Here is a 24,069-nt window from a genome sequence, read left to right on the forward strand (position 1 = left end):
GCGGTTCCGGAGGTATATGAATAAAATGCCGTTTTTGTCTTAAGAGCCGCTTAACAGTAATGCCCCCCAAATTTGGGGGACAAGCCTCGACATCTGTTTCAAGCCCAACGAAAAGCCTTTCCTCGTGGCCGCGAATCCCTGAAAATAGGCGCATGGCCATCAGACAGCTCTCGGAAACGCTCATCAACCAGATCGCCGCCGGCGAAGTCATCGAAAGACCGGCGAGTGCTGCAAAAGAGCTGATTGAAAACGCGCTCGACGCGGGCGCGACCCGTATCGAAATTGCAACCGCCGGCGGCGGCAAGGCGCTGCTACGCGTCAGCGACAACGGTTCCGGCATGGATGCCGCCGATCTTGAACTTGCGGTCAGGCGCCACTGCACCTCGAAGATATCGGAGACGCTTGACGATATCCGCACGCTCGGCTTCCGGGGCGAAGCATTGCCATCGATCGGTTCGGTGGCGCGGCTCAGCATCGCAAGCCGCAGGCGTGACAGCGCAGCAGGCAACGAGATCTCTGTTGCCGGCGGCAAGATCGTGCATCTGCGCCCTGCAGCCGCCAATCCGGGAACGATCGTCGAGGTGCGCGACCTGTTCTTTGCGACGCCGGCACGGCTGAAATTCCTGAAGACGGAGAGGGCGGAAGCGTCGGCAATCACCGAGATTGTCAAGCGTATGGCGATTGCCTTCCCGGGCGTGCGTTTCGTGCTGTCGGGCCCTGATCGCTCGACGCTGGAGTTTCCGGCAACCGGCGAGGATCATCTGGCGCGCATGGCGCAGGTGCTCGGCAAAGAATTTCGCGACAACGCCATCGCCCTGGACGCCGAACGTGAAGAGGTGCAACTGACTGGCTTTGCCGGCGTGCCGACCTTCAACCGGGGCAATTCGGCTCATCAATACGCCTTCGTCAACGGCCGCCCCGTGCAAGACAAACTCATCCTCTCGGCGATCCGCGGCGCCTATGCCGAAACGATCCCGGCCGGCCGCTATCCGGTTGCAGTGCTCTCCATCACGCTCGATCCTGCGCTCGTTGACGTTAACGTACATCCAGCAAAATCCGACGTCCGCTTCCGCGATCCGGGACTGGTCAGGGGGCTGATCGTCGGCGCAATCCGAGAAGCTCTTTCCCGTGATGGCAGCCGGGCGGCAACGACTGGCGCAAGCGACATGCTGCGCGCTTTCCGCCCCGGCTTTCAGGCGACACCACAGCGGCCGCAGGCACCATGGTCGGCGGCAACTTCTCCCTCCCGGCCATATCAGTCGACGGCCGGTTTCGGTGAAAGAGCGCAAGCTTCCTTTGACGGGCTCGTCCATCCGACGGCGCGCTCGGAGCCGGTTTTCGAATCTGCACCCCAAACGCAGGCCACGGCCACTTTAGCCGAACCGGTGGCGCGCTATCCGCTCGGGGCGGCAAGGGCGCAGATCCATGAAAACTATATCGTTGCCCAGACGGATGACGGCATCGTCATCGTCGATCAGCACGCAGCGCATGAACGGCTGGTGTTCGAGGCCATGCGCAAGGCGCTGCATTCCAAGCGGCTTGCCTCACAGGTGCTTCTGATCCCTGAGATCGTCGACATTCCCGAAGAGGATTGCGACCGGCTGATGGTGCATGCGGCCGAGTTTTCCGAGCTCGGTCTTGCGATCGAACGTTTCGGGCCGGGCGCCATTGCCGTGCGCGAAACGCCGGCCATGCTCGGCGAGGTCGACGCGCAAGGCCTCGTCCGGCAGCTTGCCGATGAGATCGCCGAATGGGACACGGCCTCCGGCCTTTCGGCCAAGCTCGAATATGTGGCAGCAACCATGGCCTGCCATGGCTCGGTGCGATCAGGACGACGGCTGCGGCCGGAAGAAATGAACGCGCTTTTGCGTCAGATGGAAGTGACCCCAGGCTCCGGCCAATGCAATCATGGACGTCCGACCTATATCGAACTGAAGCTTGCCGATATCGAGCGTCTGTTCGGCCGGAGCTGAAAAAGCTGGCAAAACAACTTGTCGGGGAGTATGGCAGACGGATGACAGACCGCGGGGATGGAACGCATGAATTTGTTCGAAGGACACGGAAACCGCGAGGCGAAGATCCGCTATCTCGACGGCGATTTCCAAATTCTATCGCCCGGCTCCTATGTCGTCTGCGCAATGACGGGCAAGCAGGTCCCCCTCGATGAGCTTCGCTACTGGAGCGTAGCGCGGCAGGAACCCTATGCCGATGTCGCTTCGGCACTCGAAGCCGACCGGCGCGCCGGCGTTCTGCCGAACCAGCGTTAAGCTTTCCTTTTCGCTTCCCTGAGCCGACGCTCTCGGCAGGCGTCGAAGGCTCGGTCGATGATGAGCCTGGGTGCAAGCGGATCAGTGAATGCCATCTCCACCTCGACGACACGGCAGCGGGCCGCAAGCTTCTCCGCCTTGCCGTGATGGCCGGCGAGACGTACGAAATCCTTCGATGTCGTGACGATCGTCAGGTTCTGCTGGTCTGCAGCCGCGAGAAGACCGTCGATCTCTTCCTCGCTTAAATGCTCGTGATCGCCGAAAGCCGTCGCCACCTCGATGTTCGCTCCAAGCGAACGGACCGTGCGGAAGAATTTCTCCGGATCGGCAATACCGGCAAAGGCGAGTACTTTGAGGCCGTCGAGAGAATTCTCGCCGGACACTTTCAGCGTGGCGGTAAAATAGGGTTTGGCAGCGCGCGCCGCGATGCGGACGATACGGTCAGCGGCATTGCCATCTCCGACCTTCAGAAGCGCGGTCGCCTGGCGCAACTGCAATCTGATCGGCGCGCGCACCGGGCCACCGGGGACAATATGACCGTTGCCGAGACCGCGCGTCGCATCGATCACCAGAAGCGCGTAGTCGATTGCGAGCCGTGCACTCTGGAAACCGTCGTCCATGATGATGACATCGGCACCTTCTTCGACGAGCCTCACTGCACCATCGACACGCTTGCGGGAGATCACCGTCAGGGCTTCCTGCGCCAGCAACAGCGGTTCGTCGCCCACCGCGACTGCGCGGTGATGGGCGGGATCGACGACGGTGGTGACATCCAGCGAGCCGCCGTGACCGCGGCTTAAGAAACCTGGCCTGAGACCCTTGGCTTTGGCGGCACGGGCAATGGCAATTGCCGTCGGCGTCTTGCCCGCCCCCCCCACTGTGAAATTACCGACGCAGATGACGGGAATCGGAACCGAGGCGCGGCGCGCATGGACCATGCGATAGCCCGCCACACGACCATAAAGGAAAGAAAGGGGCGACAGAGCCCATGCCTGCCAACCTGCCCGCCTCCACCAGAAAGGCGGCGCTTCGGATATCATGATGCCGTCCCGTTTCCTTGCCCTCACCCCCAGGCGAGGTCTCACAAAATCGACCGGCGCGGATTGAGAAGCCAAAACACGTGAAAATGCAAGTCCTTGCGCCTCAGGCCAGTTGCAGATCCGGCAGCAGCGCTTCGATATGGGTGATGTCATCGAAAACATGATCGGCGGAGGCGGAGAGCGATTCACGCGAGCCGGTGCCGGTCAGAACCGCGATCGTCAGGCCGGTTTTTGCATTTCTGCCCATATGGAGATCGTGATTGTTGTCGCCGACCATAGCGATCTGTTCCGGCTGCAGGCCCGTCGCAGCACAGAAGCCGAGCACCATGCCGGGCTCAGGCTTGCTGCCGAAGCCGCTATCATAACCGGCGATGTAGTCGACATAGTCGGAAATGCCAAAACGCTGGGCCGTTTGGCGGATCGAGCGCTCATTATCGCTGGAGGCGATGCCGAGTTTGAATCCGCGCTTGCGCAGGCGCCCGAAGAAGGCCGCGAGATCGGTGACCGGCACCGAAAATTCGGCGGCGTTGGCAAAGAGATTGTCAAGCTTGATCGTCAGCTCGATCACATCGAGTTTCGAGCCCGCGGCAACGAGGCCCTGGGCGATCTGGTGCGTATTGCCGGCAGCAAGCAGGCTGTCGGGAACAATATGGCCTGTGACGGGGTCCATGCCGCATGCGGCAAGCAGATGATCGGCAAGTGCTGCGTCGCCTTCGGCGGCGATCCGGGCAAGCTCTCGGTTTACCGGCAGCCAGCTTTCGTCATAGTCGAGCAGCGTACCGTCTTTGTCGAAGAGGATGCCCCTGATCTTCGCCTCTGCCGACATGACCGCTCCTCAGGCCTGCGCCACGGCTTTCGGCAGAAGGCGCGCCTTCACCGTCAGCGGATTGATATAGGGCTCCAGCCCCTTCAACGTGGCGCTCAGCGCACCACGCATTTCATGCACGGTGGCGATGCCGGCCTGGATCATCCTGCCGCGCGCCTCGTCATTGGTCAGCAAATAATGCACGCCCTTCGCCAGCATTTCCGTATCGCGCACCATGCGGGCGCTGCCGCTGCGGGCGAGCTTCTGATAAGCCTCGCGGAAATTCTGCACATTGCCGCCCGACAGGATTGCGCAGCCGAGCATAGCCGGCTCGAGTGGGTTCTGGCCGCCCTCGGCAAAGAGCGAGCGGCCGACGAAGGCCACTTCCGTCAGGCGCAGATACAGGCCCATTTCGCCGATCGTATCACCAAGGAAGATATCGACATCCGGGGTCAGAACATCGTCACGCGTACGGCGTGCAACCTTCAGACCCTGTTTGACGAGGGCTGCCTCGACCTCGTCAGCGCGCTCGGGGTGGCGCGGTACGATGATGGTCAGCTGTTTGTCGCGATCACGCAGCGCCCGATGGACGATGCCGGCGGCATTTTCCTCGCCGTCGAAAGTGGATATCGCCGCCCATGTCTTGCGATCGCCGATCTGCTTTTTATAGCGGGCGAAGACAGCACTGTCATAGGGAGGTGCGTCGGTATCGACCTTCAGGTTGCCCGACGTGATGACCGGCACGGCGCCGAGATCGCGGAAACGTTCGGCATCGACATCCGACTGCGCAATGACGAGCGCCAGGTTTTCGAAGAGCGCCTCGGCAAGCGAGGGCCGGCGGCGCCAGCGGGCGAAGGAGCGGTCCGACATGCGAGCATTGACGAGGATCTGCGGGATGCGGCGATGGCCGAGTTCAAGCACCGTCGCAGGCCAGATCTCGGATTCGGCAATGATGGCGCAATCCGGCTGCCAGTAATCGAGGAAGCGGCCAACGGCGGGCTTCAGGTCGAGCGGCACATATTGATGGATCGCATCATTGCCGAGACGCTCAGCGGCAAGCCTTGCCGAGGTGATGGTGCCTGTCGTCAGGATGACATGGATGTCGCGGCGGCGAATTTCACGGATCAGGGGAATGACGGCATTGGTTTCGCCGACACTTGCGGCATGAAACCAGACGAGCGGGCCTTGCGGCCGATTGGCGCTAGCATAGCCGAAGCGCTCCAACCGGCGGGCGCGATCTTCCTTGCCCTTGGCCGTGCGGTAGGTGATGTAGAGGCCGACGACCGGCGACGCCACAGTTCCCGCCAGACGGTACGCGCTCAGACCGATCCGCGCCATCCGGGAGCTCATTCAGCAGGCCTCCGATCCATGCAGACCGACATCAATCCAATTCCCTAATTATCGTTGCGGCCGCCATGGCCGATCAATTTGTTCAGAATGCGTCGAACGAGGGCAAGAACCGATGCACGAAGGCCCCCGCTGTGGACAGCGGAGGACAAGCCGATTGCTGCGCGGGTCACTTGCCCCCGGTCGTATCCTGCGGATCGAGCAAACGATGCATGTGGACGATGAAATAGCGCATATGCGCATTGTCGACCGTCTGCTGCGCCTTGGCCTTCCAGGCCGTCAGTGCCGTGGCATAGTCGGGGAAAATACCGACGATATCGAGATCCTTCAGATCACGAAACTGGATGCCATCGAGATTTTCGAGTTCGCCACCGAAGACGAGGTGCAGGAGCTGCTTTTTACCGCCGGAGTCCGTCATTTTTATTCTCTTTCTGCCTATTCTCCTCCGGCCCCTCATCTGAGGGATTTTGACGGAAACGTCAACCGTCTGTTAGCTGAGTGAACAAGTCCAGATATTCGCGAAGACGCTGGATGGGCGAAGCGCAGAGCGCCTCGTGGCTGACTTTTTCTCTATTATAGGTTGTCGGGTGCCCCGAGAGATCGACGAGACCGCCACCGGCTCGCTCGAGAATAAGATCGGCTGCCGCAATATCCCAGTCGTGGGCATTCCGCCCGACAAACGTCGTGTCCAGCCGGCCATCGGCCACCATGGCGATGCGGTAGGCGAGTGAGGGGATATATTTGACACGCTCGCTGCGTTCGCGAACCTCCGCAGGCAGAAGCTTGAACAGTTCCTCGCTGACGGCAAGCTGGCTGAGATCGGCTTGGCTGCGCGTGGAGACTGAAATCGGCTCGCCGTTCTTCAGCGCGGAGCCACCTTCCACCGCTTCGTAGAGTTCATCGAGCGCTGGCGCATAAAGTACGCCGGCAACCGGGCGGCCACGATGGACGATGCCGACGCTGACGCACCAAAGATCCTTGCCGGCCAAGAATGCCCGTGTGCCATCGATCGGATCCACGATGAACAGCGTCTCGTGTTTCAGGCGACCGGCATCGTCGTCGGTCTCTTCGGACAGCCAGCCATAGCTCGGCCGCGCCCTGCACAGAATGGTTTCAAGCTTTTCATTGGCGGCGAAATCGGCGGCACTGACGGGCGAGCGTTCCTCGTTCTTCCACCAGACTTCCGGCGAGTTGTTGAAGAAACCAAGTGCGACGGCGCCCGCCTGTTTCGCAGCATCGGCGATCAGCGCGAGATCGCTCTGCCAGCGCTTGTCCGTGTCGCTCATCGCGTGATCCGTTCGTCAGCGGCCGGCAAGTGTCATGCCTTCAATGGCGAAGGTCGGAGCCGCCACACCGAATTTACGGTCGATGTCGTTTGCGAGCGTCAGCCGCATGAACATGTCCTTGAGGTTCGAGGCGATCGTCACCTCAGACACTGGGAAGGTCAGTTCGCCATTCTCGATCCAGAAACCAGTCGCGCCTCGGCTGTATTCGCCTGTTATCATGTTGACCCCCTGGCCGATCAGCTCGGTCACGTAGAAACCGTTGCCGACGCTGCGGATCAGCTCTTCCGGCGAAATGTCGCCGGGCTCGAGTGCCAGATTTGTCGAGGCGGGCGTGACAGAAGTGCCGCCGCGCACGCCGCGGCCATTAGTCTCCAGGCCGCCGATTTCATTTGCGGTGGAAGTTGACAGGAACCAGTGCTTGAGCACCCCATCCTCGATCATCACGAGCCGCTCGCCGGACACGCCCTCACCATCGAAAGGACGGGAAGACGGGCCGCGCACGATCAGGGGATCGTCGGTGATCGACAGGCCCGTTTTCAGCACCTGCTGACCCATCTTGTCACGGAGGAAGCTCGTCTTGCGGGCAACCGACGCACCATTAATGGCGCCGGCAATATGGCCGACGAAACCACGAGCAATACGCGGATCGAAGATTACGGTGATACCCTTGCCGGTCGGCACCTGGCGGGGATTGACGCGCTTGACGGCGCGCTCGCCGGCCCGGCGGCCGATTTCGGCGGGATTGTCGAGCTCGGCATAGTAGAGACGGCTGTCGAAATCGTAGTCGCGTTCCATACCGGTGCCTTCGCCGGCAATGACGCTGACGGAGTTGCCGAAGCGCGAGGCCATGTAGCTGCCTTCGAAACCATGCGAAGTGGCAAGCACCAACCCGCCCAGACCGGCGGAGGCGCCGGCGCCGGACGAATTGGTGACACCTTTCACGGCAAGGGCTGCAGCTTCCGCAGCCAAGGCTGCTTCCCGCAATTGGTCGGCGCTGACTTCGGTCGTATCGAGCAACTGCAGATCGGGATAGGTCTTTGCGAGCCTGTTTTCATCGGCGAGGCAGGCGAAGGGATCTTCCGGCGAGACCTTGGCCATGGCGACGGCGCGTTCAGCCAGCGCCTGCAGGTCGAAGCCCGGATTCGCGGAAACGCTTGCCACCCGCTTGCCTACGAAGACGCGCAGCGAAAAGTCGTCGCTCTCGGAGGACTCGGTTCCCTCGACCTTGCCTAAGCGAACGCTGACCGATTGCGCACGCGAGCGGACGACCACCGCGTCGGCTGCATCTGCACCTGCCTTTTTCGCCAGATCGATCAGTTGACTTGCACGGGAAAGAAGTGTCGAGGAATCAATTTCAGAGGACATGATTTGGCCTTTCCTTCCCGTTCCATTTATTGTGCACTCCTAAAAGCATCAAGGCCGTGGATGCCGATTCTTTTCCTGGCTGTCCGCTTGTCCCGCCACCCGAAAGAAATGAAGCATGTCCGCACCCAACGCGCTTTTCACGGAAACGATCCTGCTGCTTGGCGGCGCCGTCGTCGCCGCACCGATCTTCAAGAAGCTCGGGCTGGGCACGGTTCTCGGCTATCTGGCGGCGGGTATCGTCATCGGGCCGGTCTTCCATGGCATTACCGATGGCGAGCAGATCCTCAACGTCGCCGAACTCGGTGTCGTCTTCCTGCTCTTCATCATCGGTCTTGAACTGAAGCCCACCCGCCTCTGGCAGATGCGGCGCGATATCTTCGGTCTCGGCACGGCGCAGGTGGTGGTGACGGGCCTGGCGCTGACAGCACTCGCCTGGTTTTCCGGCGTGCTTGAATGGCGCGGCAGCATCGTCGCCGGCTTCGGGCTGGCGCTTTCTTCGACCGCTTTCGCCATGCAGATTCTCGAAGACGACGGCGACGTCAATACCCGCTACGGGCAGCGCTCCTTTTCCGTGCTGCTGTTTCAGGATCTGGCGATCGTGCCGCTTCTGGCTGTCGTCACCATCCTCGACGGCGACAAGGGCAGCGGCAGTCCGCTCGTCGATTTCGGCATCTCCGTCGCGGCGATCGGTGCGATGATCATCATGGGCCGATACCTGCTGACCCCACTCTTCCAGATCATTGCGCGCACCGGCGCGCGCGAGGCGATGATTGCGGCAGCACTCTTCGTCGTGATGGGATCGGCAAGCCTGATGCAGTTTGCCGGGCTCTCGATGGCGATGGGCGCTTTCCTGTCCGGCGTCATGCTGGCGGAATCCTCCTACAGGCATGAGTTGGAAGCCGATATCGAACCCTTCCGCGGCGTGCTTCTCGCTATCTTCTTCATCGCTGTCGGGCTGTCCCTGCAGCTTCAGGTGCTGCTCGACAACGTGCTGTTCATCATCATCGCCGTGCCTATCATCATGGCCGTGAAATCGCTCATCATCTATGTGCTCTGCCGCGCGGCGCGCTCCTCACATAATGACGCCGTACGCATCGCCTTCCTGCTGCCGCAAGGGGGTGAATTCGGCTTCGTCCTCTTCACCACGGCTGCCGTCGCGGGGCTAATGCCCGGCAGTACGGCTTCGCTGCTCGTTGCGATCGTCACCCTTTCCATGGCGCTGACGCCGCTCGGTGCCGCCCTTTCCAAACGGATGCTGACGGGAGAAGAGCATGAAGAACTCAACGAGGATTTCGAGGGTGCGGGTGCGGATGTGCTCATGGTCGGTTTCTCGCGTTTTGGCCAGATCGCCGCGCAGATCCTGCTTGCCGGCGGCCGGAGCGTGACCGTCATCGATTTTTCCGCAGACCGCATCCGGCAGGCATCTTCTTTCGGTTTCCGCATTTATTTCGGCGACGGCACCCGCAAGGATGTGCTGCGTTCGGCCGGCATCGACCGGGCCAAGATCGTGCTCGTCTGCACCCAGAAGAAGGAGATAACCGACAAGGTGGTCGAGTTGGTCCAGGCCGACTATCCGCAGACGACGCTCTTCGTGCGCTCCTATGACCGCATTCACTCCATCGAACTGCGCAACAAGGGCGTCGATTACGAGCTGCGCGAAACGCTGGAATCCGGTCTGCTGTTCGGCCGGCGCACCCTGGAGGCTCTCGGGGTCACCGAAATCGATGCCTACGAGATCGGCGAGGACATTCGCAAGCGCGACGAAGCGCGGCTGGTGCTGCAGGTTTCGGAGGGTCTGCAAGCGGGACAAGACCTGCTGTTTTCGAAACCGATCCATCCGGAGCCGCTGATCAAGCCCAAGCGGGTACCCGATCCCTTCGACGACGATCCCCTGGTAAGCAGGTCCGACGCGACGGCAGACGCCTAAACGTCCACCAGCTTCTGAAAAATTAACGCTTCAGCCGCGCCTCGATTTCCCGGTCGAGCGCATATTTCAGCTCGTCCTTGACGCCGACGGACATGGCGAGCACGTCACGAGCCTTCAGGAAATCCATGACACCCGTGCGGCCGACGATGGGGCGCAGGAAGATATGCGGCCTCAGGAGCTTCAGCTTCAGGGAAATCGCCGCCTGCATCATCAGCTGGCCAGAGCCGAAGATGCTTTCCATCCGGTTCGGGATGTGGGTTCCGTCGCCCTCGGGTGCACCGACGACATCAATGCCGATGACGATATCGGCAATATCCATCAAGCATTCGTAAGGCACGGGATTGGCAATGCCGCCGTCAATCATGACCCGCCCATGCAGTCTCACCGGCATGAAGACGGCAGGAATGGCAGATGACGCGGCGAGTGCCGGAAAAAGCTGGCCGTGTTCGACGATGACTTCGCTCTGACCGTAATAATCGGTCGTGATCACCTTCATCGGCACGAGCAGATTCTCGAAACGCTGGGGAAGCTCCGATGGCAGGAAGGCTTTCAGGATGCGTTCGAGATTGAATTGGCCGATGCGGATACCCTTGGCCACGGCGTCGCGCACCGTTGCCGGCCGCAGACCCCAGATGCGGCTGACGACGGCGGCCTTATTGCCCACTGTCGCCAGCGCATGTTCACGGATTTCCGCCCCCGACATGCCGGCGGCCATGCCGGAGCCCATGATAGCGCCGATGGAAGAACCTGATATCGCGACCGGGCGGATGCCAAGTTCATCCAACGTTTCGATAATGTGGATATGCGAGAGGCCGCGTGCGCCGCCGCCGCCAAAGGCGACGGCGACCGTCGGAAGGTCGCTGATGGCAGGCGATTTCGGACTGATGATTTCCGCCTGCGGCACGATCTGCTCCTACGTGCCGGCTACTGCGGCTGATACCGGAAAAAATGTACTCTGGTGTCGCCGAATATTCGACTTTCGAGGAAAACATAGGAAGGATGAACCGAAACGGCAACATCGGCGCGTTCTTCCAGAACGGCAATCGCGCCAGGCTTGAGCCAGCCGCCGTCGGCAGCCGCCGCAAGCGCCTTCTCTCCCAATCCCCTGCCATAGGGCGGATCGGCAAAGACCATGTCGAAAGGCTCGAGATTGCCGACGCTGCCGAGATCGGTTGCATCACGGCGCAGGATACGCGTCCTACCATGCAGGCCCAGCGCATCGATGTTTTCCCACAGGAGCGCCCTGCCCTCCACGCTGTTTTCGACGAACAACGCGTGGCGGCAGCCGCGCGAGACGGCCTCGAGGCCGACGGCGCCCGTACCGGCGAAAAGATCGAGTATCCGGGTGCCATCGACGCATTCCGGATAGGCATGGCTCAGAATGTTGAACAGGCTCTCACGCGTCCGGTCGGCAGTCGGCCGGATGTCGTTGGATTTTGGTACGGCAAGCGGCCGTCCGCGAAACTCACCGCCGACGATCCGCACCGCGTGTCATTCCCTTGCCTTTCGCACCACCTCTCGACGGCCCGCCAGAAGGCTTGCCACCACCACCCGGCCTATCACCCTTCGGCTTGCCGGAAAAATTCTTTGCCCCGCGGGATTTGTCGCCGAAGGACTTGTCGCCGCGCGGACGCTCTGATCGGCCCTCGCCGCCGAAGCTTCTGGCCGTACGCAAAGAACGTTCGCCACCTTCTTCTCGTGGCCGGTCGCGAAAGGAACGCGGACGCTCCTCTCCACCCTCCGTGCGCGGACGGTGCTCGCCACGCGGCTTGCCACTGAAGGGCTTGTCGCCACGAGGACGCTCGGACCGGCTTTCGCCGCCAGAGCTTCTTGCTGGACGGGAAGAACGTTCGCCACCCTCTTCTCGTGGCCGGTCGCGGAAGGAACGCGCACGCTCCTCTCCACCCGTACGCGGGCGACGTTCGCCACGCGGCTTATCACCAAAGGAGCGCTTGCGGCCGAAGCCTTCATCCTCATCGCGCTTGGCAGGCGTCTCGGTCGAGCGGATCCATTCGCCGTCCTCTTCATGGACGCGATTGATCTGCGGGCGCATCCGATTTGCTGCAGGCTCAAAGCGCTGCTCCTTCACCGGGGCGGTTTCACCGCGACGGCGCGCGGTCTGGGCATTCTTGGCAGCTTTGGCCGCTGCCTTCTCGCCAAGCGGACGAGCACCGGGTGCCATCCAGACATTGGCATTGCGGCGGCTGCCGAGCGCCGGGCGCTTCGGCCTGTCGTCTTCACTACGACGGTCGTCCTTCCGATCGTCTCGGCGATCATCCCGACGGTCGCCGCGCTTGGTATCGAGGCGGCTCAGCGCCCGTTCGCGCTTGTCCTCGTCGCGACGCGGACGTTCACGCCGCACAGGCGCCGGCTCTTCGGGCTCATCGGCGGCAACGGCCGGAGCGTTATAGATCGGCGCATCGAAATTTGCCTTGGCATCCTCGATGAGGCGGGGGCCGAGCTGGTCGCGCAGCGTGCGGCCGCGAACCTCGATCACTTCGCCCTCGGGCAGTTCCCCGAGCTGGAAAGGGCCGTAAGAGATGCGGATCAGGCGGTTGACCTCAAGGCCCAACGCACCGAGAACGTTCTTGATTTCGCGGTTCTTGCCTTCGCGCAAACCCATGGTGATCCAGACGTTGGACCCCTGCGTGCGGTCGAGCGTCGCGTCGATCGAACCGTAGAGGACGCCGTCGACGGCAATGCCGTCCTTCAGCTTGTCGAGCGCGTCTTGATCTATATCGCCATGGGCGCGCACGCGGTAGCGGCGCAGCCAGCCGGTTGTCGGAAGCTCGAGCGCACGAGCCAGACCGCCGTCATTGGTGAGCAGCAGCAGGCCTTCTGTATTGATGTCGAGACGGCCGATCGACATGACGCGGGGCAGCTCTTCCGGCAGATTGTCGAAGACGGTCGGGCGTCCTTCGGGATCTGAATTCGTCGTCACCAGGCCCGGCGGCTTGTGGTAGAGCCAGAGACGCGTGCGCTCGATGCCGCGGATCGGCACGCCGTCGACCTCGATCTTGTCTTCCAGCGTGACGTTGACGACAGGCGTATCCAGGAGCTTGCCGTTCAGCGTGACGCGGCCGTCCATGATCATGCGTTCGATATCGCGACGGGAGGCGACGCCGGCGCGCGCCATTACCTTGGAAATGCGCTCGGCCTTTGCGTCGCCATCAGCTTCGCTGGCTGCCACTTCAGCAGCAGCGCCCTTCGATGGCTTGTCGATACCGGCCTTTGAACCGCTTCTCGGCCGTGCGTCGCGCGCGGAGGGCCTTTCGCCTGGGCGTTTTGGCTTGTCTTTGGATGTCATTTGTTGTTTGCCTGCCTTTTCGGCCTGTCTATCAGGTCATGCACCTGCGGTTAAGTGGAAATTCGTGCGAACGTGAAGACAAATCGATTTATGGAGATGGCGTTAAAGGAAGCGCGCGCTGCGGGAGATCGCGGCGAAGTGCCGATCGGCGCGGTCGTCGTCATCGATGGCACGGCAGTCTCCGTCTCCGGAAACCGCACGCGGGAACTCAACGACGTCACCGCCCATGCCGAGATCGCCGCCATCCGCATGGCCTGCGAGAAGCTTGGCCAGGAACGTCTTGCCTGCGCCGATCTCTATGTCACGCTGGAGCCCTGCACCATGTGCGCGGCTGCCATTTCCTTCGCCCGTATCCGCAGGCTCTATTACGGCGCGGAGGACCCGAAAGGCGGAGCAGTCGACAATGGCGTCCGCTTCTATGCCCAGCCGACCTGTCATCATGCGCCGGAGGTTTATTCTGGCTTCAACGAGACCGAAGCGGCAGATATGCTGAAGGCATTCTTTTCGGGCAGAAGAGATACGAAATAGCGCCAGTTGCGAGAACCGGCGCTATTCTGACGCAACGCAATTGATCGATACTACGCAGCTAAAGCCCTACTGAAGGATTTGCCACCACTTGGTGCCGCTATTGGCGACCGCGGCATCCTTCTTGCGCTGCTTGGCCTTCTTCTGCTCCGGCGTGCCGAGGTCATCGAGCTTTGCCGGATCGTCGACGGCGCGATATTCGGTCGGCGGATCGGAAATATAGCGACGCTGGTCGATATAGGCGCCCTTCTGCAGCGCACGCGCTTCGCGATAGGCCTTGGCCTGGGCTTCGCTCGTCTGGCGACCGCCTTCGATGGCCGAGCTTGCGAGCGGCGAGCGATAGCTCGGATTGTCCGAGTTCTCGTCAGCTTCCTTGACGAGACGGGCGCGAGCCTCTTCCGGCGATTCAACCCACTGCGGATTGTCCTTGTTGGCAACATTCTCCTGCGGCGGGACGAGGGTTTCCTTCTGGTCCTTAGCGGGCATGACGAGCGTCGGCCGCGGCGTGTACTTTACACCGGTGTTCTTGGGACCGGGACCGGTCAGCGAAACGGACTGGCCGAGGTCGTCGGCAAGCTGTTCCATGGCGGTCTTGTCGGTGCCGTAAGTCGGACTGCTGGCGCAGCCTGACATCATGGAGCTTCCCGCCATGACAAGAGACAGGCAGGTGCCCAAACGGAACCAATGCGTCGCTAACATGAAAACCCTTCCCGCATGCCGGTATCAGTATCGCTACCGGACAATCGTCCCCCTGACGCAAAAATCCGGCCATTTTCAGGCAGCTTTTACCGGATGAACGCCATAAAGGCAATTCACCCGGCAAATATCTTCAGGCGCGGATGCCGAGTTCGCGCAGGGCGGCAGCATCGCGTGCCGAAACGTCGGGATAATCAGGATCAGACCCGACATCGGTGGTGATGCGCCAGGAACGGGCACATTTTACGCCTTCGGCAAGCTTCGGAACGACAGCGACATCAGGGACTTCCGGCAGACGGAAGGCTTCGGCCGGGCCAGCGCTCGCTTCGACCGTTATACCAGACGTGATGCAGACTTCGCTGAAATCCTGTCCGTCGAGCGCCTTGCGCAGTTCCGCGTCGGCGACGTAGACGACGGGCGCCGCTTCCAGTGACGAGCCGATACGCTTGTCCTTGCGCTCGATTTCAAGCGCGCCGGTGACGACGCTGCGGATCGTGCGGATCTTCTTCCACTTCTCGGCCAGGGCCTCGTTGCGCCATTCCGTGGCGACCGGGGCGAACTGCTCCAGATGCACCGAAACGGCCGATGGATTGCGCGAGAGCCAGGCCTCTTCCATCGTGAAGGGCAGCATCGGCGCGAGCCATGTCACCATGCAATCAAAGATCATGCGGATGACATAGAGCGCCGAACGACGGCGAAGGCTTGAGGGCGCATCGCAGTAGAGCGCATCCTTGCGGACATCGAAGTAGAAGGCCGAGAGCTCGACATTTGCGAAGTCGATCAATGCGCGGGCAATCTTCTTGAACTCGAAGGCGTCATAGCCTTCGCGTACGAGCTGATCGAGCTCGGACAGACGATGCAGCATCAGCTGTTCCAGCTCCGGCAAATCGGCCGAGGCGACAACTTCGCCCTTGTCGTGCGCCAGCGTGCCGAGCATCCAGCGGATGGTGTTGCGCAGCTTGCGATAGGCATCGACATTGGTCTGAATGATCGTCTTGCCGAGGCGCTGGTCTTCCCAATAGTCGGTCGTCATGACCCACAGGCGCAGGATATCGGCGCCGGCATCCTTCATCACATCCTGCGGAGAGACCACGTTGCCCTTCGACTTCGACATCTTCTCGCCCTTCTCATCCATGGTAAAGCCATGGGTGATAACGGCGTTATAGGGCGCGCGGCCACGCGTCGCAGCCGATTCCAAGAGCGACGAATGGAACCAGCCGCGATGCTGGTCGGAACCTTCGAGGTAGACATCGGCCGGCCATTTCAGGTCGGGGCGGTCTTCCAGCGTGAAAGTGTGCGTGGAGCCCGAGTCGAACCAGACGTCGAGGATATCCATGACCTGCGACCACTTGGCCGGGTCATGCTCATTGCCGAGGAAACGTTCCTTGGCACCTTCGGCAAACCAGGCATCGGCGCCTTCGGCATCGAAAGCGTCGAGAATACGCTGGTTGACGGCATCGTCTTGCAGCACCTGGCCCTGCTCGTCGACGAAGACGCAGATCGGCACGCCCCAGGCGCGCTGGCGAGACAGAACCCAATCCGGGCGCTGCTCGATCATGGCGCGCAGGCGGTTCTGGCCCGCGGCGGGCACGAAGCGAGTGTCGTCGATCGCGTTCAAGGCACGGGTGCGCAGTGTGGTTCCGTCCGCCAGGGTCTTATCCATATAGACGAACCACTGCGGGGTGTTGCGGAAGATGACCGGCTTCTTGGAGCGCCAGGAATGCGGATACTGGTGCTTCAGGCGGCCGCGGGCAAAGAGCGCGTTAGCCTCGATCAGCGCTTTGATGACGCGGTCGTTGGCATCGCCTTTCTTGCCGTTATCATCGATGACGCGTGCGCCTTCGAAGCCGGGGGCGTCGGCGGTATAGAAGCCGCCGTCATCAACCGGGAACGGTATCTTGGTCTCGATGTGGCGTGCCTCGATCTCGCGGCCATGCGCCATCCAGACGTCAAAGTCTTCACGGCCGTGGCTCGGCGCGGTATGCACGAAACCAGTACCGGCATCATCGGTGACATGGTCGCCATCGAGCAGGGGTACGGCGAATTCATAGCCGCCGCCGACACCCTTGAGCGGATGGGCGCAGGTGACGCCAGCGAGATCGGCAGCCGTGACGTCGGTGAGGCGCTTGTACTGCAGCTTAGCCTTGGCGAAAGATTCCTCGGCGAGCTTGTCGGCAAAGATCAGCTTTTCGCCCGGGCGCGGACCAAAATCGTTCTCGGCAGCCGTGACTTCATAGAGGCCGTACGCAACACGCGAGGAATAGGCGATCGCCCGGTTGCCGGGGATCGTCCAGGGCGTTGTGGTCCAGATGACGACGAATGCATCCTTGAGGGCAGCCGAACCTGAAGTGACCGGGAATTTCACCCAGATCGTGTCGCTCTCATAGTCATGATACTCGACTTCGGCTTCCGCCAGCGCCGTGCGCTCAACGACCGACCACATGATCGGCTTGGAGCCGCGATAGAGCTGGCCGCTCCTGGCGATCTTCAAGAGTTCGCCGGCGATGCGGCTTTCAGCATGGAAGTTCATCGTCAGATACGGGTTTTCGAAATCGCCTGTTATGCCGAGGCGCTGGAACTCGCCGCCCTGGATCGCGATCCACTTTTCGGCGTAGGCGCGGCACTCGCGGCGAAACTCTATCATCGCCGACGGCTCGGTCAGGTCAGGCTTGGCCTTGCCCTTGGCGCGATAGTTCTCTTCCTCGATCTTCCATTCGATCGGCAGGCCGTGGCAGTCCCACCCGGGGACGTAGTTGGAGTCATAACCGCGCATCTGGAAGGAGCGGGTGATGACGTCCTTGAGGATCTTGTTCAACGCGTGGCCGATGTGGATGTTGCCGTTCGCATAGGGCGGGCCGTCGTGCAGGACGAATTTTTCGCGGCCGGCGGCGGATGCGCGCAGCTTCTTGTAGAGGTCCATCTTCTGCCAACGGGCGACGAGTTCCGGCTCCTTTTGCGGCAGGCCGGCGCGCATGGGGAAGTCCGTCTCGGGCAGGTAGAGGGTCTTCGAGTAATCGATCTTTTCGGCTGTGTCGGTCATGTGTGACAATCGTTTCTAGCGGCCCGGACAGGGCGCGCGGACATCAAATCTATGGTGACGGAAAGCGCTTGCTCAGTTCAAGCGCGAAAACCCGGACCTTCCGGCCGCTCAGCGCGCGCGGAAGACCGGGCCGATAATTCGTATCGAATGCGCCAGCCGGAATTTACTCATCGGGCCGGTTCATAGGCGTTTTTCAGCGGAAAAGGAAGAGGGATTTCAGCCTCCCGGCTTCACGAAAAGCCGCAGGCGGGGCATCTGCGGCTCGTCACTTGCGGCCCTCCGGCTCTGGCGGCTGCCGGCGCCATCAGATTGACGGCGACGGGCGTCACTCCGAAGCTGACTGGCTGCAACAGTCTCCGGTCGCAACGGATGCAAAGCGCAGGCAATATGCGATGGTGGCGATCGATACAAAAAAATCAAAGCCCCTGTCGAAATGCGGATTACCCGAACGTCTTTACCCGCAGGCATGAGAAATCATCATGCCCGATCAAATCCGTAAGGAGTGATAAGGATATGAGCAGTTCCTACCGTTGGGTTATCGTCGCGGCCGGCGCACTGATGACGTGCGTTGCCCTCGGCGCCATGTTTTCTCTCGCCATTTTTCAGCAACCGATCGCCGACGCGACAGGCTGGTCGCATGCCGGCATCGCCAGCGCCATGACGCTGAATTTCATCGTCATGGGCATAGGCGGCTTCTTCTGGGGTGCGGCCAGCGACCGGTACGGACCGCGCCCGGTGGTGCTGATCGGCTCCGTCATCCTTGGCCTGGCGCTGATGCTTGCCAGCCGCGCGGAAACGCTTCTGCAGTTCCAGCTGACCTATGGCGTGCTCGTCGGTCTCTCGGCCAGCGCCTTTTTCGCGCCGATGATCGCCGCCACGACGGAGTGGTTCGACGAGAACCGCGGCCTTGCCGTCTCCTTGGTCTCGGCGGGCATGGGCGTCGCGCCTATGACGATTTCGCCCTTCGCGCGCTGGCTGATCACCGCTTATGAATGGCGCCCCGCAATGATGATCATCGGCATCGGTGCGCTCATCCTGATGATCCCGGCCGCCCTTCTCGTGCGCCGCCGGCCGTCGCCACCGCAGGATAAGCATGAGGCCGTCGTGTCGGGCGATGGCAACGCCCCCAATTTGTGGAGGGTTTTCCGCTCGCCGCAGTTCATCGTACTCGGGCTGACCTTCTTCGCCTGCTGTGCCGCCCATTCCGGACCGATCTTCCATATGGTGAGCTACGCAACGCTTTGCGGCGTTGCGCCTATGGCTGCCGTCAGCATCTACAGTGTCGAGGGTCTCGCCGGTCTCGGCGGACGCCTGCTCTATGGCACGCTGGCGGACCGGATCGGCGTGAAACCGGTCATCATCGCAGCTCTGCTCGTGCAGGCAGCGGCCCTTGCCACCTACCTTGCTGTCAGCAAGCTCGGCGAGTTCTATGCGCTCGCCGTCATCTTCGGCAGCGCCTATGGCGGGGTGATGCCGCTCTATGCCGTGCTGGCCCGTGAATATTTCGGCCCGCGCGTCATCGGCACGGTGTTCGGGGCGGCAACGATGCTGTCGAGCATCGGCATGGCATTCGGTCCGCTGATCGGCGGCTGGATCTACGATACCTACGCCAATTATTCGTGGCTGTTCATCGGCTCCGCCCTGGTCGGGCTCGGTGCGGCGGCAATCGCACTCGCTTTCCCGCCGTTGCCGCGCCAGAAAACGCAGCCTGCGCTCAGTCTGTCCTGAGCGGTTCTTCGTTTTTACGCAATTCCGGACGCAAAACGCTCAAGCGCTTTTGCTGGAATTGCTCAGTCGAAACAAAGCTTCCGGTCGAGTTCTCCGAGCGGCCGGACACCTGAAAGCAACGCCCTCGCCTCCTCCTCGTCGCGCTTGATCTGCGCGACGAGCGGATCGAGCCCATCGAATTTCAGTTCGGGGCGAAGATAACCGAAGAAAGAGACCGAGCAGATCTGGCCGTAGAGATCGCCGCTGAAATCGAAAAGATAAGTTTCGAGCAACGGCACGCCGTTTTCCGTCACGGTCGGGCGCCGGCCATAGCTTGCCACCGCATCATAGAGCCTGCCGTTTTCGAGGCGGAAACGAACGGCGTAAATGCCGGCTGCAAGTTCCGCCTCCGGCGGCAACTGCATATTGGCGGTCGGAAAGCCGAGCTGGCGGCCAAGCTTCTCGCCATCGATGACCTTCGACTGTACCGTATAATGATAGCCGAGCATGGCGGCGACCGAGGAGACGTCGCCTTCCTTCAAAAGCGCCCGGATATGGCTTGAAGAAACAACGTCCGTGTTTTCGTCGCGGAAAGCATCGATCAGCGTGACGCCGAAACCATATTTGTTGCCGGCATCCATAAGAAAGGCAGGTCCGCCCTCGCGGCCGCGGCCGAAATGAAAGTCGAAGCCGGTCACAACCTCTGATGCCGCGAGCCAGTCCTTCAGGATGGAATGGATGAAATCCTCCGCCGAACGCTGCGAAAAATCGTAGTCGAAGGGATATTCAATGACCGCGTTGAAGCCCATTGCTTCCAGAATCTGCGCCTTGAAGGGCGCCGGCGTCAGGCGGAAGACCGGCGTATCCGGCTTGAAGACGGTGCGCGGATGCGGCTCGAACGTCAGCACAAGGGCGGGAACGCCGCGCGCACTTGCAATTTCGAGCGCCCGGTTCAACACCGATTGATGGCCGCGATGGACGCCGTCGAAATTGCCGATGGCGATGACGCCGCCCTTCAAATGTTCGGGCAACTGATCGCGGGTTTCATTGCGGTGGAACACGGTCATCGGTTTCTCTTATGCGAGGCGCGGCATCCACCACTTGGGTGCGGCTCTTTCCCGTTCGAGATAGGCGTGGAGGATCGCCTCGTCCGTCTCGCCGTTCAACGTATATTCCTTCGCGTGGATACCACCGCTGATGTAGAGAAGGTCGAGGCCATAATTCAAGGCGCCGCGGACATCCGTCGGCATGCCGTCCCCAATCGCCAGCACGCGGTCGATCGGGAAGTCGCCCCGAACCTCACGGGCCGACGCAAGTGTCGCCTCATAGATCGGCCGGTGCGGCTTGCCGGCGATGCGCGTGGAGCCGCCGAGCTGCTCATAATAGGCGGCCATGGCGCCGGCGCATGGGATGATGCGGTGGCCGCGCTCGACGACGAGATCGGGATTGGCGCAGATCATCGGCACGTTGCGGGATTTGAACTCCAGCAGCATGTCCGTGTAGTCCTCCGGCGTCTGCGTCTCGTCGTCGAAGAAGCCGGTACAGACGACGGAGGTCGCCTCGCCGGCGGCGGCGCGCTCGACATCGAGGCCTTCAAGGATCGGACTGTCGCGCTCGGGGCCGAGCAGGAAAACCTCGCGCGGACCTTGTGCAATCAGCGCCCGGGTGACATCGCCGGAGGTGACGATGCGGTCATAGGCGCCGTCGGGCACGCCGATCTGGCGCAACTGCTCAACGACCTGCCAGGACACGCGCGGCGAATTGGTGATGAGAACGACGGTCAAGCCGGCGGCACGGGCGGCCTGCAGCGCCTCGCCGGCTTTCGGAAAGGGATCGACGCCGTTATGCACGACGCCCCAGACATCGCAGAGCAGCACATCATATCGATCGGTGATCTCGGAGAAGTTTGCAATCCGCTTTGCCATTCCGCTTTCCTGCTTCGCTTTCAGTCACCGGTGACATTGCAAAGGCGGACTTCAATGGCAAGGTATTTTCTGAGTCAGGCGAAGAATGCCGGAGGTCAAAAGCTGGACGTGAGCAAAGCCCGGCAACCACGGACAAATCCCGCCTGTCTCCACAATTCCGGCACAAAAATCCGTGAAGGCTCTTCTTGACTCCTCCTGGAGCCATCCCTAAATGCACGGCGCTAGCACTCACAGCAGTTGAGTGCTAACATCATCCTTGTGGGCCACCCCGGTCCGCGAATGTCATTTGATCGAGGGATTAGACAATGGCAAGCACCAATTTCCGCCCGCTTCACGATCGCGTCGTCGTTCGCCGCGTTGAATCCGAAGAGAAGACCAAGGGCGGCATCATCATCCCGGATACCGCTAAGGAAAAGCCGCAGGAAGGCGAAATCGTCGCTGTCGGCACCGGCGCTCGTGACGAGTCCGGCAAGGTCGTTCCGCTCGACGTCAAGGCTGGCGACCGCGTTCTGTTCGGCAAGTGGTCGGGCACCGAAGTCAAGATCAACGGCGAAGACCTTCTCATCATGAAGGAAGCCGACATCATGGGCATCATCGGCTGATAAGCCTGACGTCTTTCATCTGATATCGTTGACACCCCTTTTCAGGAGTTCTCAAAATGGCAGCTAAAGAAGTAAAGTTCGGCCGCGGCGCGCGCGAAAAGATGCTGCGCGGCGTCGATATCCTCGCTGACGCAGTGAAGGTCACGCTCGGTCCGAAGGGCCGCAACGTCGTTATCGACAAGTCCTTCGGCGCTCCGCGCATCACCAAGGACGGTGTTTCGGTCGCCAAGGAAATCGAACTCGAAGACAAGTTCGAAAACATGGGCGCCCAGATGGTCCGCGAAGTTGCTTCGAAGACCAACGACGTCGCCGGCGACGGCACCACGACTGCAACGGTTCTCGCCCAGGCTATCGTTCGCGAAGGCGCCAAGGCAGTTGCTGCCGGCATGAACCCGATGGACCTCAAGCGCGGTATCGACCTCGCTGTTGCTGAAGTCGTCAAGGATCTCCAGGCTAAGGCCAAGAAGATCAACACTTCGGAAGAAGTTGCCCAGGTCGGCACGATCTCCGCAAACGGCGAAAAGCAGATCGGTCTCGACATTGCTGAAGCAATGCAGAAGGTCGGCAACGAAGGCGTTATCACCGTCGAAGAAGCCAAGACCGCTGAAACCGAACTCGAAGTCGTCGAAGGCATGCAGTTCGACCGCGGCTACCTGAGCCCGTACTTCGTCACCAACCCGGAAAAGATGGTTGCTGACCTCGAGGACGCCTTCATCCTCCTGCACGAAAAGAAGCTCTCGAACCTGCAGTCCATGCTCCCGGTTCTCGAAGCTGTCGTTCAGACAGGCAAGCCGCTCCTCATCATCGCTGAAGACGTCGAAGGCGAAGCTCTTGCGACCCTCGTCGTCAACAAGCTGCGCGGTGGTTTGAAGATTGCTGCCGTCAAGGCTCCGGGCTTCGGCGACCGCCGCAAGGCAATGCTCGAAGACATCGCCATCCTGACGGGCGGCACGGTCATCTCCGAGGACCTCGGCATCAAGCTCGAAAACGTCACCCTCGACATGCTCGGCCGCACCAAGAAGGTCTCGATCTCCAAGGAAAACACCACGATCGTAGACGGCGCAGGCGCCAAGTCCGACATCGAAGGCCGCATTGGTCAGATCAAGGCCCAGATCGAAGAAACCACCTCCGACTATGACCGCGAGAAGCTGCAGGAACGTCTTGCCAAGCTCGCTGGCGGCGTTGCCGTCATCCGCGTCGGTGGTTCGACGGAAGTCGAAGTGAAGGAAAAGAAGGACCGCATCGACGACGCCCTCAACGCGACGCGCGCTGCTGTTCAGGAAGGTATCGTACCGGGCGGCGGTGTCGCTCTGCTGCGTTCTTCCACGAAGATCAAGGCCAAGGGCGAAAACGACGACCAGGAAGCCGGCATCAACATCGTTCGCCGCGCTCTCCAGGCTCTGGTTCGCCAGATCGCTGAAAACGCTGGTGACGAAGCTTCCATCGTTGTCGGCAAGATCCTCGACAAGAACGAAGACAACTACGGTTACAACGCCCAGACCGGCGAATATGGCGACCTGATCCAGCTCGGCATCGTCGACCCGGTCAAGGTTGTCCGTACGGCTCTGCAGAACGCAGCCTCGGTTGCTTCGCTGCTGATCACCACGGAAGCCATGATCGCCGAGCTGCCGAAGAAGGACGCTCCGGCAATGCCGGGCGGCATGGGCGGCATGGGCGGTATGGACATGATGTGATAGGCCAACGACCTTTCACAGCATCGTCCGTAAAACCGCCCATCATCTAAGATGGTTCAGCGCGTCAAGCGCGCTGAACAGGCGGTATGGACATGATGTGATAGGCGTAAGCCATCACTAATATCCGTTCCAGTCTCGGAACAGGAAGGGCGGTCTTCGGGCCGCCCTTTTCTTTTATTCATCGATTCGAAAATACAGCGTCGCTTAAACGTCTAATCCCCAACAGCTGGCGGCGACATTTTTGGCTCGAAGCTTTCGCGAAGCTTGCGGACTGCAATATGTTCCTATCGCCGGAAATCCGCCATCCAAGTTGTCTGATCTACGAGATTGCATGCTATGGTGTGCGTGGAACCGTTTTCACAATGCAAAAATGATACTTTTTTGCTGCAGGACTAGCGGATAACGTGCAAAGTCCTTCAAAATCCCGTCATAACGTCCACCTAACGCCCCGGAAAAAGCCGTTGCCGTTTGCGCAAAAGCTCCTATAAATCCGCGCTGCAATTGACGTTCGCACCGGAAGAATTCTTGCCACAGAC

Annotated in this window: 20 protein-coding genes; 7 read left to right on the top strand and 13 right to left on the bottom strand. The window is 61.0% G+C overall.

Going from position 1 to position 24,069, the window contains the following annotated elements:
* The first annotated feature begins 152 nt into the window (after positions 1-152).
* Both mutL and JNB85_RS04150 read left to right on the top strand, forming a co-directional pair.
* Complete coding sequence (mutL, locus tag JNB85_RS04145; protein ID WP_220333142.1) at positions 153-1,973, top strand: DNA mismatch repair endonuclease MutL; 1,821 nt, start codon at positions 153-155, stop codon at positions 1,971-1,973.
* A 66-nt stretch (positions 1,974-2,039) separates the two neighbouring features.
* Complete coding sequence (locus JNB85_RS04150) at positions 2,040-2,267, top strand: DUF2093 domain-containing protein (protein WP_220333143.1); 228 nt, start codon at positions 2,040-2,042, stop codon at positions 2,265-2,267.
* Here the strand turns inward: JNB85_RS04150 and lpxK are convergent.
* From lpxK to JNB85_RS04180, 6 genes are all read right to left on the bottom strand, one after another.
* A complete protein-coding gene (lpxK, locus tag JNB85_RS04155; RefSeq protein WP_220333144.1) occupies positions 2,264-3,307 on the bottom strand; it encodes a tetraacyldisaccharide 4'-kinase in 1,044 nt (347 codons plus the stop codon). The two genes, JNB85_RS04150 and lpxK, sit on opposite strands and share 4 nt — an antisense overlap.
* A 103-nt stretch (positions 3,308-3,410) precedes the next feature.
* The gene (locus tag JNB85_RS04160) at positions 3,411-4,133 is read right to left on the bottom strand and encodes an HAD family hydrolase (RefSeq protein ID WP_220333145.1); all 723 of its coding nucleotides are present in this window, start codon (positions 4,131-4,133) and stop codon (positions 3,411-3,413) included.
* A 9-nt stretch (positions 4,134-4,142) separates the two neighbouring features.
* Positions 4,143-5,462, bottom strand: coding sequence for a lipid IV(A) 3-deoxy-D-manno-octulosonic acid transferase (waaA, locus tag JNB85_RS04165; RefSeq protein WP_220333146.1), 1,320 nt, complete (start codon positions 5,460-5,462; stop codon positions 4,143-4,145).
* Between the two features lie 166 nt (positions 5,463-5,628).
* Positions 5,629-5,877: a DUF4170 domain-containing protein gene (locus tag JNB85_RS04170; RefSeq protein WP_220333147.1), complete on the bottom strand. Its 249-nt coding sequence runs from the start codon at positions 5,875-5,877 to the stop codon at positions 5,629-5,631.
* A gap of 61 nt (positions 5,878-5,938) precedes the next feature.
* Positions 5,939-6,745 carry a 3'(2'),5'-bisphosphate nucleotidase CysQ gene (locus tag JNB85_RS04175; protein ID WP_220333148.1) on the bottom strand — a complete coding sequence of 269 codons (807 nt, stop codon included), beginning with the start codon at positions 6,743-6,745 and terminating at the stop codon, positions 5,939-5,941.
* 15 nt (positions 6,746-6,760) lie between these two features.
* Positions 6,761-8,110 carry a TldD/PmbA family protein gene (locus JNB85_RS04180; protein WP_220333149.1) on the bottom strand — a complete coding sequence of 450 codons (1,350 nt, stop codon included), beginning with the start codon at positions 8,108-8,110 and terminating at the stop codon, positions 6,761-6,763.
* A gap of 115 nt (positions 8,111-8,225) precedes the next feature.
* Here JNB85_RS04180 and JNB85_RS04185 point away from each other — a divergent pair, with 115 nt between their 5' ends.
* Positions 8,226-10,037 (top strand): monovalent cation:proton antiporter-2 (CPA2) family protein, encoded by a 1,812-nt coding sequence (locus tag JNB85_RS04185; RefSeq protein WP_220333150.1) that lies wholly within the window; start codon positions 8,226-8,228, stop codon positions 10,035-10,037.
* A gap of 22 nt (positions 10,038-10,059) precedes the next feature.
* Here JNB85_RS04185 and JNB85_RS04190 read toward each other — a convergent pair whose 3' ends face one another.
* From JNB85_RS04190 to JNB85_RS04200, 3 genes are read right to left on the bottom strand one after another with little or no spacing between them, the layout of a single operon-like run.
* On the bottom strand, positions 10,060-10,941 hold the full coding sequence (locus JNB85_RS04190; RefSeq protein WP_220333151.1) for a patatin-like phospholipase family protein: 882 nt from the start codon (positions 10,939-10,941) through the stop codon (positions 10,060-10,062).
* 20 nt (positions 10,942-10,961) lie between these two features.
* Positions 10,962-11,522, bottom strand: a complete 561-nt coding sequence (gene rsmD, locus JNB85_RS04195) for a 16S rRNA (guanine(966)-N(2))-methyltransferase RsmD (protein WP_220333152.1) — start codon at positions 11,520-11,522, stop codon at positions 10,962-10,964.
* A complete protein-coding gene (locus JNB85_RS04200) occupies positions 11,503-13,344 on the bottom strand; it encodes a pseudouridine synthase (protein WP_220333153.1) in 1,842 nt (613 codons plus the stop codon). The genes rsmD and JNB85_RS04200 overlap by 20 nt, the downstream gene beginning before the upstream one ends.
* 90 nt (positions 13,345-13,434) lie before the next feature.
* Between JNB85_RS04200 and JNB85_RS04205 the strand changes: the two genes are divergently transcribed.
* Positions 13,435-13,872 (top strand): nucleoside deaminase, encoded by a 438-nt coding sequence (locus JNB85_RS04205; RefSeq protein ID WP_220333723.1) that lies wholly within the window; start codon positions 13,435-13,437, stop codon positions 13,870-13,872.
* A gap of 66 nt (positions 13,873-13,938) precedes the next feature.
* On the opposite strand, the gene JNB85_RS04210 is transcribed toward JNB85_RS04205, so the two are convergent.
* Positions 13,939-14,568, bottom strand: coding sequence for a hypothetical protein (locus JNB85_RS04210; RefSeq protein WP_220333154.1), 630 nt, complete (start codon positions 14,566-14,568; stop codon positions 13,939-13,941).
* A gap of 130 nt (positions 14,569-14,698) precedes the next feature.
* On the bottom strand, positions 14,699-17,605 hold the full coding sequence (gene ileS, locus JNB85_RS04215) for an isoleucine--tRNA ligase (RefSeq protein WP_220333155.1): 2,907 nt from the start codon (positions 17,603-17,605) through the stop codon (positions 14,699-14,701).
* 513 nt (positions 17,606-18,118) lie between these two features.
* Between ileS and JNB85_RS04220 the strand changes: the two genes are divergently transcribed.
* On the top strand, positions 18,119-19,333 hold the full coding sequence (locus tag JNB85_RS04220; protein ID WP_220333156.1) for an MFS transporter: 1,215 nt from the start codon (positions 18,119-18,121) through the stop codon (positions 19,331-19,333).
* 62 nt (positions 19,334-19,395) lie between these two features.
* On the opposite strand, the gene JNB85_RS04225 is transcribed toward JNB85_RS04220, so the two are convergent.
* Both JNB85_RS04225 and JNB85_RS04230 read right to left on the bottom strand, forming a co-directional pair.
* Positions 19,396-20,379: a bifunctional riboflavin kinase/FAD synthetase gene (locus JNB85_RS04225; RefSeq protein WP_220333157.1), complete on the bottom strand. Its 984-nt coding sequence runs from the start codon at positions 20,377-20,379 to the stop codon at positions 19,396-19,398.
* Between the two features lie 9 nt (positions 20,380-20,388).
* Positions 20,389-21,237, bottom strand: coding sequence for a TIGR01459 family HAD-type hydrolase (locus tag JNB85_RS04230; RefSeq protein ID WP_220333158.1), 849 nt, complete (start codon positions 21,235-21,237; stop codon positions 20,389-20,391).
* Between the two features lie 305 nt (positions 21,238-21,542).
* Between JNB85_RS04230 and groES the strand changes: the two genes are divergently transcribed.
* Both groES and groL read left to right on the top strand, forming a co-directional pair.
* Positions 21,543-21,839 (top strand): co-chaperone GroES, encoded by a 297-nt coding sequence (gene groES / locus JNB85_RS04235; protein WP_112571009.1) that lies wholly within the window; start codon positions 21,543-21,545, stop codon positions 21,837-21,839.
* A 56-nt stretch (positions 21,840-21,895) separates the two neighbouring features.
* Positions 21,896-23,533, top strand: coding sequence for a chaperonin GroEL (gene groL / locus JNB85_RS04240; RefSeq protein ID WP_220333159.1), 1,638 nt, complete (start codon positions 21,896-21,898; stop codon positions 23,531-23,533).
* Positions 23,534-24,069 lie beyond the last annotated feature (536 nt).

This window comes from Rhizobium mesosinicum (assembly GCF_019511345.1).
GTDB classification, from domain to species: Bacteria; Pseudomonadota; Alphaproteobacteria; order Rhizobiales; family Rhizobiaceae; genus Rhizobium; species Rhizobium mesosinicum.